At 46.3% G+C, this 15942-nt stretch carries 14 protein-coding genes and 1 riboswitch; of the genes, 4 read left to right on the top strand and 10 right to left on the bottom strand.

Going from position 1 to position 15942, the window contains the following annotated elements; translation table 11 throughout:
* Window positions 1-17 precede the first annotated feature (17 nt).
* Window positions 18-1694 carry a putative transporter gene (locus HMPREF1536_RS11370; protein ID WP_028728075.1) on the top strand — a complete coding sequence of 559 codons (1677 nt, stop codon included), beginning with the start codon at window positions 18-20 and terminating at the stop codon, window positions 1692-1694.
* Window positions 1695-1814: 120 nt separating this feature from the next.
* Here HMPREF1536_RS11370 and HMPREF1536_RS11375 read toward each other — a convergent pair whose 3' ends face one another.
* The 10 genes from HMPREF1536_RS11375 to HMPREF1536_RS11420 all read right to left on the bottom strand — a co-directional run bounded on the left by HMPREF1536_RS11375 (window position 1815) and on the right by HMPREF1536_RS11420 (window position 10602).
* On the bottom strand, window positions 1815-2669 hold the full coding sequence (locus tag HMPREF1536_RS11375) for a F0F1 ATP synthase subunit gamma (RefSeq protein ID WP_028728076.1): 855 nt from the start codon (window positions 2667-2669) through the stop codon (window positions 1815-1817).
* Between the two features lie 16 nt (window positions 2670-2685).
* Entirely contained in the window at window positions 2686-4275 is a 1590-nt protein-coding gene (gene atpA, locus HMPREF1536_RS11380) for a F0F1 ATP synthase subunit alpha (RefSeq protein WP_028728077.1), read from the bottom strand.
* A gap of 13 nt (window positions 4276-4288) precedes the next feature.
* Complete coding sequence (locus HMPREF1536_RS11385) at window positions 4289-4831, bottom strand: F0F1 ATP synthase subunit delta (protein ID WP_028728078.1); 543 nt, start codon at window positions 4829-4831, stop codon at window positions 4289-4291.
* 3 nt (window positions 4832-4834) lie between these two features.
* Entirely contained in the window at window positions 4835-5335 is a 501-nt protein-coding gene (gene atpF, locus HMPREF1536_RS11390) for a F0F1 ATP synthase subunit B (protein ID WP_028728079.1), read from the bottom strand.
* A gap of 14 nt (window positions 5336-5349) precedes the next feature.
* Window positions 5350-5604: an ATP synthase F0 subunit C gene (gene atpE, locus HMPREF1536_RS11395; protein ID WP_007655657.1), complete on the bottom strand. Its 255-nt coding sequence runs from the start codon at window positions 5602-5604 to the stop codon at window positions 5350-5352.
* 49 nt (window positions 5605-5653) lie between these two features.
* Window positions 5654-6715: a F0F1 ATP synthase subunit A gene (gene atpB, locus HMPREF1536_RS11400; protein WP_028728080.1), complete on the bottom strand. Its 1062-nt coding sequence runs from the start codon at window positions 6713-6715 to the stop codon at window positions 5654-5656.
* A complete protein-coding gene (locus HMPREF1536_RS11405; RefSeq protein WP_028728081.1) occupies window positions 6696-7097 on the bottom strand; it encodes a hypothetical protein in 402 nt (133 codons plus the stop codon). The genes atpB and HMPREF1536_RS11405 overlap by 20 nt, the downstream gene beginning before the upstream one ends.
* Before the next feature lie 26 nt (window positions 7098-7123).
* A complete protein-coding gene (locus HMPREF1536_RS11410; RefSeq protein ID WP_028728082.1) occupies window positions 7124-7378 on the bottom strand; it encodes a F0F1 ATP synthase subunit delta/epsilon in 255 nt (84 codons plus the stop codon).
* A gap of 6 nt (window positions 7379-7384) precedes the next feature.
* Window positions 7385-8902, bottom strand: coding sequence for a F0F1 ATP synthase subunit beta (gene atpD, locus HMPREF1536_RS11415; protein WP_028728083.1), 1518 nt, complete (start codon window positions 8900-8902; stop codon window positions 7385-7387).
* A 365-nt stretch (window positions 8903-9267) separates the two neighbouring features.
* Window positions 9268-10602: a threonine/serine exporter family protein gene (locus tag HMPREF1536_RS11420; RefSeq protein ID WP_028728084.1), complete on the bottom strand. Its 1335-nt coding sequence runs from the start codon at window positions 10600-10602 to the stop codon at window positions 9268-9270.
* A 156-nt stretch (window positions 10603-10758) separates the two neighbouring features.
* Window positions 10759-10962, top strand: a riboswitch (cobalamin riboswitch).
* Window positions 10963-10996: 34 nt separating this feature from the next.
* Between HMPREF1536_RS11420 and HMPREF1536_RS11430 the strand changes: the two genes are divergently transcribed.
* From HMPREF1536_RS11430 to HMPREF1536_RS11440, 3 genes are read left to right on the top strand one after another with little or no spacing between them, the layout of a single operon-like run.
* Window positions 10997-13003 carry a TonB-dependent receptor plug domain-containing protein gene (locus HMPREF1536_RS11430; RefSeq protein ID WP_028728085.1) on the top strand — a complete coding sequence of 669 codons (2007 nt, stop codon included), beginning with the start codon at window positions 10997-10999 and terminating at the stop codon, window positions 13001-13003.
* 19 nt (window positions 13004-13022) lie between these two features.
* A complete protein-coding gene (locus tag HMPREF1536_RS11435; RefSeq protein WP_028728086.1) occupies window positions 13023-14447 on the top strand; it encodes a DUF5074 domain-containing protein in 1425 nt (474 codons plus the stop codon).
* Window position 14448: 1 nt separating this feature from the next.
* Window positions 14449-15558 (top strand): ABC transporter substrate-binding protein, encoded by a 1110-nt coding sequence (locus HMPREF1536_RS11440; protein WP_028728087.1) that lies wholly within the window; start codon window positions 14449-14451, stop codon window positions 15556-15558.
* Window positions 15559-15942 lie beyond the last annotated feature (384 nt).

Raw genomic sequence — 15942 nt, forward strand, 5'->3', positions numbered from 1 at the left:
ATTGAAAATAAATAGATATGGAGTGGATAAATGAATTGCTGTGGGGAGAGGGAATAGGGCATTCTATCCTTTTATTATCTTTGGTAATCGCTGTCGGGATTCAGTTAGGTAAGATAAAAGTATTTGGTATCTCACTGGGTATCACACTGGTACTTTTTGTCGGTATTCTTCTGGGGCATTTCGGGTTTAGTATTAATCCCGCTGTTGTTCATTTCTTTAAAGAATTCGGATTGATCCTGTTTGTCTATTCGGTCGGTATGCAGGTTGGGCCGGGGTTCTTTTCTTCTTTTAAGAAAGGGGGAATGACGCTGAACGGGCTGGCATGCGGAATTGTTTTTCTGGGTGTCGTAACAACGTTAGCCATCCATTTTATAACGGATATCCCTATGCCGACGATGGTCGGTATTTTATCGGGGGCGGTAACCAATACTCCCGGTCTGGGAGCCGCGCAACAGGCGTTTACGGATATGACGGGGACATCGGATGAAACGATTGCGCTGGGATATGCCGTAGCCTATCCATTGGGTGTTGTCGGTATCATCCTTTCCATGTTGTTCGTCCGGTATATTTTTCATATTAGCTTTGAAAAAGAGACAGAGCAACTGGAAGCGGAGAACGATGTACATAACAGTGAAGCTACTCCTATATCGCTCGTTGTGAAGAATCCGGCTCTTTTTGGCCGTAAGGTGATGGAACTCGGAGCTTTTCTCGAACACCGGCAATATGTTATATCCCGTATCTGGCGGAAAAAGAGTAATAAGGTCGAAATTGTTACCGGAAGTACGATCCTCGAAGAGGATGATAAGATATTTGTGATTACCACGGAGCATGATGCGGAGACAATAAAAACGTTTGTCGGCCAGGAAATAGAAATGGATCGTAAACAATGGATCCCTGCTGAAAGTGAATTTGTCAGCCGCCGTATCCTGGTTACCAAACCGGAACTGACGGGCTCCCGGCTGGGAGATTTGCAGTTGCGGCGTTTACACGGTATCAACGTGACACGTGTAAACCGTGCCGGAGTCGAACTGGTGGCTACCCAGGGCTTGCAATTACAGGTGGGTGACCGCGTAACGGTGGTCGGTAGCGAACTGGCCGTTGATAAAGTCAGTATGATATTGGGTAATTCAATGAAGCGTTTGAATGAACCTAATCTGATCCCTATCTTTATAGGTATTGCTTTAGGTATTATTTTGGGTAGTATTCCCTTCTCTATCCCGGGGATTCCGCAGCCAATCAAACTGGGTCTGGCTGGTGGCCCGTTGGTTGTTTCTATCCTGTTAAGCCGGTTCGGATACCGTTATAAACTGGTTACTTATACTACCCAGAGTGCCAACCTGATGTTGAGGGAGATCGGTATAACCATGTTCCTGGCCTGCGTAGGTTTGAGTGCCGGAGAGGAATTTGTGGATACGATTGTAAATAAGGGTGGTTTTGCCTGGATCGGTTACGGTTTCATTATCACTATGTTGCCTTTATTGATCATCGGACTGGTAGGGCGGCATTTCTTTAAATTGAACTATTATACGCTGATGGGATTACTGGCCGGAAGTACGACCGATCCCCCTGCACTGGCTTATGCGAATGCAACGGCCGGGAATGATGCGCCGGCTGTAGGGTATGCAACGGTTTATCCTTTGACAATGTTTCTGCGCGTATTGACCGCGCAACTAATGATACTATTCTTCTATTAAATTTATAAAATTTGGTTGTTAGAATATTGTTCAATAATAATTTTAAAGCCAGAAGCTCCGCCGAAGTGATTCGCCGGAGCTTCGTTCTTTTATAATATGTAAGGAAATGAAGTATTGTTATTAACCTGCCCCTCCCATTATATCCAGCAGTTCATTGGTGATAGCCTGCTGGCGGTTCTTGTTGTATTGCAATGTCAGTTCCTGGATCAGGTCGTTGGCATTGTCGTTGGCGGTCTGCATAGCCAGCATACGGGCGGCATGTTCGGCAGTCGTATTGTCGAGCAGTGTCGTGTAGATATGCAGGTGAAGGACTTTGGGAAGCAATAAAGCCAGCAGATGTTCGGACGACGGCTCCAGGATGTAATTGGCCGACATGCTTGTGGAAGTTATCTCCGGTAACGTGATCGGAAGGAATACCTTTTCGGTCAGTATCTGTTCCGCCATATTTTTGAAATGATGGTAGAACAGTTCCACCCGGTCGGCCTGACCGGAAGTATAAAGCGTCATCATCGCAGTAGCCAGCTGGCTGGCATCTTCGTAGTTTAGCTTGTCACCTGCCTGAAGAAAGCTGTTGTCGGTCTGGTATCCGGCTTTATGCAGTTCGTCGGCGATCTTTTTGCCGACGGGATAAATGCGTACGGCAATGCCATCCGCCTCATACCGGTGAAGGCGGGCGGACAACTCTTTCCATATGTTGGCATTGAAAGCACCACACAGACCCGTATTGGACGAAAAGGCAACGATAGCGACCTGCTTCACTTCCCGCCAGGCGGTATAAGGGGTATTCAGTTCGCTTTCGGCAGCCAGGGTTCCGTTCAATATAGTGCTCAGCTTACTTTCGTATGCAAGCATATGTTCGACAATCGTCTGTGTATGATGCAGTTTGGCAGAAGATACCATCTTCATGGCGGAAGTGATCTTCTGTGTGTTCCTGATCGACGCAAGACGGATTTTTATCTCTTTCAGTGATGCCATAATCTAGTTTCTATATTCAACCTGCTTTGTATGCTCCGCTTACCTGGTGAGCAGTTTCTTCCAGGATACGGCAAACATCGTCGTTTATCACTCCCGATTTCAGTACGTCGAGTACGTCCTTCCGGTGATTGGTAATCAATGTCTGAAGATAGGCATTTTCGAAATCATGCACTTTGTCCAGCGGCACTTCCTTCAACAGGCCTTTCGTTCCGCAATACAGGATCGCGATCTGATACTCGACAGGCATCGGGCTGTATTGGGGCTGTATCAGCAGTTGGGTATTTTTCTGTCCTTTATCGATCGTAAAGGCTGTTACCGCATCCATTTCGCCACCGAATTTCGTGAACGACTCGAGTTCACGGAACTGTGCCTGGTCTATCTTCAACGTACCGGCCACCTTCTTCATCGCCTTCAACTGGGCATTACCACCTACGCGGGATACCGAGATACCTACGTTGATAGCTGGGCGGTTCCCCTGATTGAACAGGTCTGTCTCCAGGAATATCTGTCCGTCGGTGATAGAGATCACGTTGGTCGGGATATAGGCGGAAACGTCGCCCGCCTGTGTTTCGATGATCGGCAGGGCAGTTAGCGAGCCACCTCCTTTTACCAGATCCTTCATGCTTTCCGGCAGGTCGTTCATTTCGCGGGCTACTTCCTGCTGGTTGATGATCTTCGCCGCACGTTCCAATAAGCGGGAGTGCAGGTAGAAGATATCGCCCGGGTATGCTTCGCGTCCGGAAGGGCGGCGAAGGATCAGGGATACTTCACGGTAAGCAACAGCCTGCTTTGACAAGTCATCATAAACCACCAGGGCATGACGTCCGCTATCGCGGAAATATTCGCCGATAGCAGCTCCGGCAAAAGGAGCGAAATATTGCATCGCAGCCGGATCGGAAGCGGTAGCACTGACAACGATCGTGTAGTCCATAGCTCCTTTCTCCTGAAGCGTACTGACCAAAGAGGCTACGGTAGAGCCCTTTTGTCCGATCGCTACATAAATACAGTAAACAGGGTTGCCTGCTTCGTAATTGCTACGCTGGTTGATAATGGCATCGATCGCGATGGAAGTCTTACCGGTCTGGCGGTCGCCGATAATCAGCTCACGTTGTCCGCGTCCGATAGGTATCATGGCATCTACCGCCTTGATACCCGTCTGCAACGGTTCGTTGACCGGCTGACGGAAGATCACGCCCGGCGCTTTCCGCTCCAGAGGCATCTGGTATTTCTTACCGACGATTTCGCCTTTTCCGTCGATCGGGTTACCCAGCGGGTCGATCACACGGCCGATCATATCTTCACTTACATTGATAGAAGCAATGCGGCGGGTACGTTTTACGGTATCACCTTCCTTCACCTGGTCGGTCGGGCCGAGCAATACGGCACCCACGTTATCTTCTTCCAGGTTCATGACGATGGCTTCCATGCCGTTGTCGAAGGCCAGCAGCTCGTTGGCTTCGGCATTATCCAGTCCGTAGATGCGTGCTACCCCGTCGCTTACCTGAAGCACGGTACCCACTTCCTCCAGATGGATGCTGGTATTGATACCTTCCAGTTGCTCGCGTAATATGGCGGAAACTTCACTTACTTTTATCTGGTCTGTCATACGTTTTTCTTTTTTAATTTCTTTCGATCAGCTTGTTTCTTATCTCCCGGAGTTGTCTGGAATAGCTGGCGTCGATCCGGATATTACCGATCCGGAGCACAAATCCTCCGATCAGTTCCGGCCTGATCACTCCTGTGAACTCGATCGTATCGCCAGTCTCTTCCTGCAACCGTTTCTTCAGATGCTCCCGGGTCGCTTCGTCTACCGGAACCGGTGTCTTGAACAATACCCGGGTGATCTTCTTATCCTTCCGGTACATATGGATATAGATATAGGCCATGAGCGGTAAGAGGCTTTCCCTTTTACGCTGCAGTACCAACCGGATAAACCGGGCAAACAGGTCGCATACTTCCAGACCGGCTGCCGTCGTCAGTAACTTTACTTTCTCCTCTTCGGGAAAGATCGGATTATCCAGTACGACTTTCAACCCCGGTTCCTGTTCGAAACTAACGGCCAGCATCTTCATATCATCATATACCCGGGTTTCCTGCTGCTTCTCTTTCGCAAGCGAAAAGAGCGCTTTGATATACCGGGAAGAGATTGTACCTACATCCATATCTTACGATTTACTAAACGAAACATTGTCGAGCAGTCCGTTGATGATCTTTTCCTGCTCATCGGTACGGCTGATTTTCTCTTTCATTACTTTCTCTGCGATAGCGACGGACAAGTCGGCTATTTCGGTGCGGACTTCGCGGATCGCTTTCTCCTTTTCTTCCCGAATATGCCGGGTAGCCTCTTCTACCTGCAGATGGGCTTCAGCGGTAGCCTTCCTGTGGGCTTCGCTGATGATCTCTTCTTTTTCAACCAGGGCTTGTTTCAGGATCTCATTCTGCTGCTCTCTTGCCTGGGCAAGGATCTTTTCGCTTTCGGCCTGTATGCCGGCAAGCTGTTCGTTTGCTTGGCGTGCCGATTCGAGGGATTGGTCGATGTATTCTTTCCGTTGTTCCACGGCTTTGATGATCACCGGGAACCCATATTTGGAAAGAATGACAAAGACAATTCCGAAGGAAAGGATCATCCAGAATAAAAGCCCTGCGTCTGGTGTGAGCAATGACATAGTTTACTTTTATTTTATTGGAATAATCCTAAGAAACATACCACGATCGCAAACAGGGCAACCCCTTCTACCAACGCACCCATAATAAGCATGGATGTACGGATATCGCCGGCTGCCGACGGTTGGCGGCTGATTCCTTCAACTGCACCTTTTCCGATCAGTCCGATACCGATACCTGCGCCGATAGCTGCCAATCCTGCTCCAACTGTTGCACCTAGTTTAGCTATGCCTGCACCGGCTGCTGCTTGTAATAAAATTGCTGATAACATAGTTTTTAATCTTTTAATTAGTAACCTTGTTTTTAATAAATATGTTTGTTCACTCTCTTACTTTGGCCAGTCCGATATAGTTGGCCGACAGCAGGGTGAATATATAGGCCTGCAAACATGCCACCAATAATTCGAGACAGTTCATAAACACGGTGAACAGTACTGAAACGACTGTCATCGTGCCGTTTATGGCTACTCCCATCGAAGCGGTGATGAATATCAGGCAAGTCAGTGCCAGAATGATCGTGTGTCCGGCCATGATATTGGCAAACAGACGGATCATCAGGGCAAATGGCTTGGTGAGTATGCCGAAAAATTCCACGAAGGGCATGATCGGCAACGGTAACTTCAGGAACAGGGGAGCATTCGGCCAGAATATCTCCTTCCAGTATTCCTTGGTAGCAAACAGGTTCACCGCCAGGAACGTACATCCTGCCAATACCGCCGTTACGGCAATATTACCCGTGACGTTGGCACCCCCGGGGAAAACCGGGATGATACCGATCAGGTTATTGATCAGGATAAAGAAGAATACCGTCAGCAGATAAGATGAAAAAGGCTTATATTCCTTTCCGATCCCTTCCTTTACAACTCCTTCATGGATATACATGACGGCCATTTCCATCAGCCCGGTAAATCCGCCGGGTGCTTCATTGGGGTGCTTCTTATACCAACGGGCTGTCCGCAGTACGATAAAAAGCAATATCCCGCAACTGATCAACAGGCCGACTACATTCTTGGTGAGCGACAGGTCGAGCGGTTTCACCTCTTCCCCTCTGCTGTTCTTCTCCACCACTTTTCCGGCATGTTCGCCTTCTCCTGCCACATAATAATTATGATGTACATTTCCGTGATGCAGGTGGGAGGAGAGGAACATATCCCAGCCGCGCTCCTCGCTCTTTACCAAAACGGGAAGCGGTATGGAGATCTCCTTGCCGTTCCATTCGGTAATATGCCAGGTGTAGGCATCCCGGATATGGGAGAATACGATATCCTGCACATCCACCTTTCCCGGTTCTTCACCTGCAGTCGCCGCATTTATCGGGGCGCTGATACAGGCCAGTAGCAGGAAGGTAAACCAAAACAGGTATTTACTTTTTATTCTGTTCATCTTTTTCTCTTTTCTCACTTTTCAACCTCTTTTTCTCATACAGATACATGGTATATGTCTCCAGTACGAGATAAATGAAATAAAACAACATCATCGTAAAGCCAAAGGCTTTCAGGTTCTGTCCGACAAATGCGGCATACAACCATAAGAAAACAAGCGCCAGTAAGATTTTGCATAACCGGACTACCATATAAGTAACGATCGTGACGTCGCCATGTTTTCGTTTTACATGGTCGAGGAAGAAAGTCATCAACATGGCCATCAACCAGTAAAAGACCGGGATAGACGGATACCATTCGAAGTAAATCGAAGGCCATATCGTGTATAATAAACCTCCTAAAGTGACACCGATGACTACATTTATAAAAGTAATCAGGCCCATTAGCTTCATTCTTAATCTACCGCTGCTCATGATCGTATTTTTTCTTCGATGCATACGGATAGGGTATCATCTTTTATTTCAACGAATCCGCTCTGTATCTTTATTTCCTGTTGTGTTTCCTTTTCTTTTGTCTGATACCGGATGACACCTTCTTCCAGCGCGGCTATCATAGGGGCGTGATGCGGCAATACGTCGAACGATCCGGCGATACCCGGAAAGGATACGTAGTCTGTTTCACCTTTGAATAAGATGCCTGCGGGTGATATGATTTCCAGTTCCATACGTTATTAATTAGCTTGTTCTGCCAGTTTCTTTCCTTTTTCGATCACATCCTCGATCGTACCTACGTTAAGGAAGGCCTGTTCGGGAATATCGTCAGTTTCACCATCCATGATCATATTGAATCCGCGGATCGTGTCTTCGATAGAGACCATTACCCCCGGTATGCCGGTGAACTGTTCTGCCACGGCGAAAGGCTGCGACAGGAAACGTTGTACACGGCGGGCACGGTTTACCGTCTGGCGGTCTTCGTCCGAAAGTTCTTCCATACCCAGGATAGAAATGATATCCTGCAACTCCTTGTTTCGCTGAAGGATCTGTTTTACACGCTGGGCTGTTTCGTAATGTTCCTTTCCCACGACCAACGGGTCGAGGATACGGGAAGTCGATTCCAACGGGTCGACAGCCGGATAGATGCCGAGCTCGGTGATCTTACGGCTCAACACGGTGGTGGCATCCAGGTGTGTAAAGGTGGTGGCCGGTGCCGGGTCTGTCAAGTCGTCGGCAGGCACATAAACTGCCTGTACGGACGTGATCGAACCTTTCTTTGTCGAGGTGATACGCTCCTGCATGGCTCCCATTTCGGTGGCCAGTGTCGGCTGGTAACCTACGGCTGACGGCATACGTCCCAACAGGGCGGACACCTCCGAGCCTGCCTGGGTGAAACGGAATATATTATCGATAAAGAACAGGATATCGCGTGTTTCGCCTTCGGGTGCCAGGTCACGGAACGACTCTGCAATGGTCAATCCGGATAGTGCCACCGAAGAACGGGCGCCCGGCGGTTCGTTCATCTGTCCGAACACCAGTGTAGCCTGCGATTTGGCCAGTTCCTCATGATCAATCTTCGACAGATCCCAATGGCCTGCTTCCATGCTTTCGAGGAAGGCCTGCCCGTAGCGGATCACACCCGACTGGATCATTTCGCGCAACAGGTCGTTCCCTTCGCGGGTACGTTCACCCACACCGGCAAAGACCGAGAAACCGTTATTCTTTTTAGCAATGTTATTGATAAGTTCCATGATAAGAACGGTTTTACCTACGCCGGCTCCTCCGAAAAGTCCGATCTTACCTCCTTTGGAATAGGGTTCCAATAGGTCGATGACCTTAATACCTGTGTAAAGTACATCTTTACTGGTGGTCAAATCCTCAAACTTCGGCGGTTCGCGGTGGATGGGGAGAGCGCCTTTCCGATCCAGTTCATCCATTCCGTCGATCGAATCGCCGGTAACATTCATCAAACGTCCTTTTACCTGGTCGCCGACCGGCATGGTAATAGGTGAGCCGCATGAAACGGCTTCCATTCCCCGTTGCAATCCGTCTGTCGTATCCATCGCGACTGTGCGGACTGTGTTTTCCCCAATATGTTGTTGCACTTCGACAATCAACGCTTTCCCATTGGGGCGGGCTATCTCCATAGCGTCATGGATGCGGGGCAGCACTATTTTTACTTCTTTTTCATTATCGAAGTGAATATCCACGACCGGGCCGATAACCTGCGAAACGTAACCTTTTGTTTCTCCCATACAATTCTTTTTAACCTTTACAATCTGTTTTCAAGGTTGCAATATTACGAAAACAACCTGCCGGAATTCCGAAGATATTACTTTTTGGGCTTTTTTGCATTTAGTTAAACTTTAAACTATTTTTGAATGTGTACCTAAATGAACCAATAACTTTTTGATATGGAACAATTCAGAGACGAATTGGCTAAAATCTTACTCCGGAAGTGATTATTTTTGGTCTCAATCAAAAGTAGGATGAAAATCCTTATTCTGTTTTTCTTTGTTAAAATTCGGCTTTTTCAGAAGGTTTCGTATAAAAAGTGTAAGAGGCTGCCCCATATGTTATAATGAGACAGCCTCTTACTATGTATTATTACAATTTGTTTTTACCATTCTAGGAATTTACCACGCTGACGGCGTTTTTCCAATTCCTCCTGCAGATACCTTTTACGGTCTTTGGCGATGTACTGGCGGGCAAAAATATTAGGAACGGCTACTCCCAGCGAGATGCAGAGAATAATCAGTGCCGAATTGATACCGTTGGCAAAAGCGTTGGTGACTTCGCCAATCACTCCGTGCATATTGATAAACGCCAGTAACGACCGGTACATCAGTACCCCCGGAATCATCGGGATAACGGAAGGGATCGTCAGTACGTGGTTAGGTACATGAAACCAATGGACTGCCTTTACCGCAAGGAGACTGACTACGAAACTTCCCATGAACGAACCGATAACAGGCCCGTAACCCAGTTCGAAGTTGACGAAGTTACGTGTACATACCGCTATTATACCTCCTACGGCCACCACCCATAACAGGCGGCGCTGGATATTGAAGATCATAGAGAACCCCATGGCGGCAATAGCGGCTGCGATTGCATATGTAAGATAGGATTCATGGGGAACCATACTCAGTTCACTGAACTTATGGTCGATCGCGATGTCATTCATCACAAGTACACGCATGGCAAATGTGATACCGAAAGTCATGGCTCCGACCATCATTGCCGTATTGGCGGCACGGGTGATCCCGACTAGCAAATGATTGTCGATCATATCATCCACGAAATTGATCAGCGGTACACCCGGCACGATGAACAGGGCACAGGCCAATAGCGGATGATAAGGTGTAACGGATAACCCCGAAAAGGATGAAACATACGCCAGGCATGTGGAAACAAAAGCGGCGAGTGCTATAGCCATATACACATTCAGGCCGGCCTCTATGCAACGGGCACGAACCCTGAAGCCTATAAACGCACTAATGGAAGCAAACAAAAAGGCGATCCAGTCGCATCCGAACAACTTACAGAATCCTCCACAGGCAAACCCTGCTCCGATGGCTACTAGATAAGGTATATAGTTACGCGGTTTGCAGGCTATCTTTTCCAGTTCTTCCTCGTATCTGTCCAGCGAATAGTCTTGCTCGATGGCATGCCACGACAGATCGCTGATCTGTGAGATCATGGTCATATTAATACCATGCTTCTCGCATTTCTGGAATTTGGAGAATGAGTTTTTCTCATCGCTCACATTCACCATGATCATCGTCCACCGGATATCGATGTGTAATTTCTCTTCCGGGATACCCATAAAGGCCGCTACCCGCTTCATGTTTCGTTCAATACGGTTCGTATCGGCAGCACTCTCCATCAATAGCTTGCCTGTACGGAGCAAAAGATCCAATTTGCGTCGTAGTAACAATACTTCTTTGTCTGTCATCTTTTTGTTTAATTCTAAATGTATCTAATAACCTAAACCCACAAGGGAACGAGTATGAGTGAATAGTAGGTCTTGAATCAATTTGGGCGCGAAGGTACTGATTTTTTCCGATATCAAAATGACATTAGTATAACGACTATTCCGATATATTTCGTACTTTTGCCATCGAATTATGGTGTAGCGGTTTGGCTTTCGCTGGTCGCTAGTAAAAGGGAATCCGGTGCAAGTCCGGAACTGTACCCGTAGCTGTAAGTTCTGTAACCCCGGCAAATCTTGTTGCCACTGAGTCTTTATGACTTCGGGAAGGCGGCCGATCATGGGAGAACAAGTCAGAAAACCTGCCATTGTTTTGTATGCAATACCTCGGGTAAGGTGTTGGTAGACCAAAAGATATATGCGTAATTTATACATAATAAGAATGTTATGCCTGTTTGGCATATGGTTGCATGCGTCAGTGTTTGCGATTGCCCAACAGATCGATACGACGACTTATCACCAACTGAAGGGTGTCGAGGTGGTCGAGAAGGCGCGTCCTTCCACTACCCGCGAGGCTACTCCTCTTCAAGTGATGGATCGTACCGGTATCGAACGGCTCGGCATACAGGATCTTTCGGAAGCGGTAAAACGCTTTTCTGGTGCTACCGTAAAGGATTACGGTGGGATAGGGGGATTGAAGACTGTCTCGGTGCGAAGTCTGGGTGCGCAGCATACGGCTGTCAGCTATGACGGCGTAACGATCACGGATGCCCAGAGCGGACAGGTGGATATCAGCCGCTTCTCGCTCGATAACGTCGAAATGGTTTCGTTGTCGATCGGACAGACGGATGATATTTTCCAGACAGCCCGGATGTATGCTTCAGCGGGGGCGTTGAGTGTGAAGACGGAAACTCCGACTTTTAAAGAAAAAAACTTTAACTTGAAAGGATTGGTTAAAGCCGGTTCATTCGGTATGTTCAATCCATCGGCCCGTTACGAGCAGAAGCTTTCTGATAAATATGCGCTTTCTGTATTTGCTGACTGGCAACGTGCTGACGGACAATACCCCTATACATTTACTAATGGTGATATAGTAACTGAAGAGAAGAGGAAAAACAGCGATATTTCAGCCTGGCATGGTGAACTTAATTTATTTGCCGACTGGAATAAAGCAGGCAAGATGCAACTGAAAGGTTATTGGTTTGATTCCGACCGGGGATTACCGGGGTCGGTAATTTTGTATAATGATTATCATGAAGAACGACTGAAAAACAAAAACGGTTTTATCCAGGCGGGTTATGATAATAAACTGAATGATAAGCTGTCTTTTAAAGCAAAGGGAAAGTTTGATTATGCCTGGACTCGTTATCAGGATTTCCACAGTCGTCATCCAAATGGTGTACAGACAGATGTGTATACTCAACGTGAGTATTATGGTTCTGCTTCATTATTATATAAGCCGGTTTCATCGCTTTCTTTCTCTTTGGCAGAAGACTTTTTTGTAAATACACTGGATGCGACAATCCCAAAATGTCCGTTTCCAACCCGCTATACATCTTTGACGGCTTTGGCTGCACAATATAAAGATACCCGGTTGACGGCAACTGCCAGCCTATTGGGAACTTTTGCCACGGAAGAACTGGAAATAGGAGATGCTGCCGATGATCGGAAAAAGTTATCACCTGCTGTCAGTCTTTCTTACCGTTTGTTGAAAAATGAGAATTTAAGATTACGTGCTTCTTATAAAGATATTTTCCGTTTGCCTACATTTAATGATCTTTATTATGACCGTTTCGGTAATAAAGACCTGAAGCCGGAAAAGGCAACTCAATATAATCTGGGACTTACCTGGAGCGGAACTTTCCCGAAAGCCAATATTGATTATCTGAGCTTTACTGTCGACGGTTATTACAACCGGGTAAAAGATAAGATTGTTGCTATCCCGACAATGTTTATCTGGAAGATGATGAATATGGGAGTTGTAGAGATAAAAGGAATAGATGCGAATATGTCAGCCCATTTTTCTTTGCCGTTAAACATGTCTTTACTGGTGGATGCTTCTTATACGTGGCAGCATGCTGTCGATAAAACGGAAGAGGGTTCTAAGATATATGATAATCAGATACCTTATACGCCCGAGCATACGGGAATGACTTCTGTCACTCTGGAAAACCCGTGGGTGAATATTGGCTGGACGCTTACTGCGGTGGGCGACCGTTATTCGCTCCCTCAGAATCTGGATATAAATCTAATAGATGGATATGTAGAGCAACAAATCACGCTGAATCGTTCCTTTACGATAGGAAAGTGTAACCTGCGGTTGCAGGCGGAAGTGGTAAACCTGGGTAATGTCACGTATGATGTAATACGTTATTATCCTATGCCCGGACGTTCTTACAGGGCTAGTCTGAAGATTACTTATTAATAACCTAATATAAAAACAAATGAAACTTAGAAACTTATTCTTGCTGTTTACTTTGTGTACGCTGTTTACAGTGTCTTTTTCTTCTTGTAGTGATGATGATGAGAAGGATGAAGTACGTGTGCCTTCAGTGGCTGTTACCAACCTGTCTTTTACTGATACGGATGAAGAGGTTCTTAAAATCGGAGGTACGTTGTCATGGACTCTTCCTTCATCAGAAACTGATGTCACTGGTTATGTTATTTACCTGGGCGGAAATGCTACTGATAAAGCAACGAAATTAGGAGAAGTAGCTGTAGGAAAGAATTCTTTTGATATTCCTGCCGGTACAACCTATAATACTAACCTGATCGTTGTGGCAAAGAATGTTGTAGGTGAATCCGAAAATATGGCAAGTATTGTAGTACAGGATATCAATGTAGATGTTCCCGAACCCCAGCCGCAGACGATAGGTTATTATATCCTGAATCGCGGTAATTTTAACGCGAACAATGCTTCAATCAGTTATTATGATCTTGCTACAGGTAAGATGGTATCAAATTATTACCAATCTGTTAACGGTAAAGGACTGGGTTCCGATGCTGAACAAATGTTTGTGTATGGCTCTAAAATTTATGTATCTGTTACTTCTTCCAACCGGTTGGTTGTTCTGGATAAACAAGGAAAGGAGATTAAAGAATTTACTCCTAAGAACAGTGCGGGCGAAACGATGAATCCACGTTGCTTTACTGCACTGGATGGAAAAGTATATGTTTCTTATTATTATGGTAGTTCTGTCGCTGTACTCGATACGACTTCTTTGGAATTGGAAAAGGAAATATCTCTGGGAATGGCTACTACTACCGATAAGGATGGAAACGAAGTGAAATCTAGTCGTTATCCGGAACAGTTGGCTGCTGCTAACGGTAAGATCTATGTGGCTTTGTCTGAATATGGCAAAGGTAAGACTGTAGGAGTGATCGATCCAGCCACTGCCAAATTGGAAAAAGAAATAGAAGTAATAGTCAACCCGTGTAACCTGGCTGCCAGCAGTAAAGGAGACGTATATGTTATTTCTATGGGTGACTATGGAGATATTAAAAATACAGTACAGCGTATCGATGCTTCGGATAAAGTTTCGGTTATTGGCAATGGCTCGAAAATGTCATTGGTTAACGATAAGTTGTATGTGGTATATGCACAATGGGGTGCACCGGCTCCTTCTTTCATGAAGTATGATGCATTGACAGGTGCTGTAGAATCTCAGAATCTGATTACCGACGGTACAACATTGGCAAATCCGAACTCAATTGATGTAGACCCAATTACCGGTAAAATCTATATCAGTAATGCTGCTTATGGTGAAACAGCTTCTATGTATGTCTTCACTCCTGAAGGAAAGAAGGATGGCGAACCGTTTGATACTGGTGGTTATGATACTCAAAAAGTTTGTTTTATAGCACAGTAACATGAAACAAATACTGTTATTCTGGATTGCCTGTCTGGTTGTGTCTTGTGCGCAACCAAACAGGCAATCATCCCTCTCTACCGACTCTATCCGTTATGCCAGCGGTTTCACTGTACAGCATTTCGCGGATTATACGTCCGTTGAAGTACGCGACCCCTGGGACAGTACGCGTATTCTGCAACGTTATCTTCTGGTGGATCGCGATCTGTCCGCTGTGCCGGGCAATCTGCCTAAAGGAACGGTTGTACGAACCCCTATTCATAATATAGTCGTTTATACCTCTGTGCATGCCGCCATTATCGACCAGTTGAATGAAGCCGATAAGGTTATCGGTGTATGTGAGCCCCGGTATATGGATACTCCTTCTATTCAGGAAGGTTTGCGTGCCGGAAAGATCGCCGATCTGGGAGAGGCTACGGCACCGAATATCGAGAAGATCATTGATATTGGTGCAGAGATCATCATTGCTTCCCCTTTCCAGAATGCAGGCTACGGCCCTGCCGAGAAACTGGGTATTCCTATCATCGAAGCGGCCGACTATATGGAGTCGTTGCCTTTGGGGCGAACCGAATGGGTGCGCTTCTACGGCTTGCTGTTCAATAAAGCTGCGATGGCAGACTCTATTTTCCGCGAAACGGAACAACGCTATCTGGCATTGAAGGAGTTGACAAAGACGGTTGCCGACCGACCTACCGTTATCTCCGAAAAGAAATTCGGCTCATCCTGGTATATGCCGGCCGGCGACAGTTATATCGCCCACCTGTATAAAGATGCCGGAGCCGATTATGTCTTTAAAGACCTTCCCGGAGCAGGCAGTACACCTCTGGCATTCGAAACGGTGCTCGACAAAGCGATCCATGCCGATATGTGGCTGATCAAGTATAATCAGGCAAACGATATGACATACAAGGATCTGCGTACCGAATATACTCCTTACGAAAACTTCGATGCCTTCAAAAACCGTCGTATCTATACCTGCAATACAGGTGTTGTGCCTTATTATGAAGAGTTTCCGATCCATCCCGACTATCTGTTGAAAGACCTGGTGTGGGTGTTCCATCCGGAATTATTACCGGATTATACACCGCGTTATTACCGGAAGATGGAATAACTTTTTTTATACAAGAGTTTTATGAATATTATCTGCCATCTGCAATAAAATGATTTATTTGATTGAATACTAGTTTTATAAGGGTGGCAGATGATATGTTTTTATCTGTCATCCTATCTACCATCTGCCACCCTTTATCTATCACTCCCTCTTGTGAAAATTATTCCTTTTCAGCCTGTCTTTTAGTTTAAAGCTTATTACCTATTAGTATAAAAGTAAGGATTCAGTATTGCCAGGGTGTACAGGATAATCGGTTACCCAGTACACCCTGGTGAATTATCCTGTACACCCTGGCGGAATCCCCAGTACACCCTGGCAATACTGAGTAAGGAGTTTACAATTAGTACTTATAGGCTTTTAAAACAAAATCCCCGGTCTCAAGGA

Source organism: Parabacteroides gordonii MS-1 = DSM 23371 (assembly GCF_000969825.1).
Taxonomy (GTDB): Bacteria; Bacteroidota; Bacteroidia; order Bacteroidales; family Tannerellaceae; genus Parabacteroides; species Parabacteroides gordonii.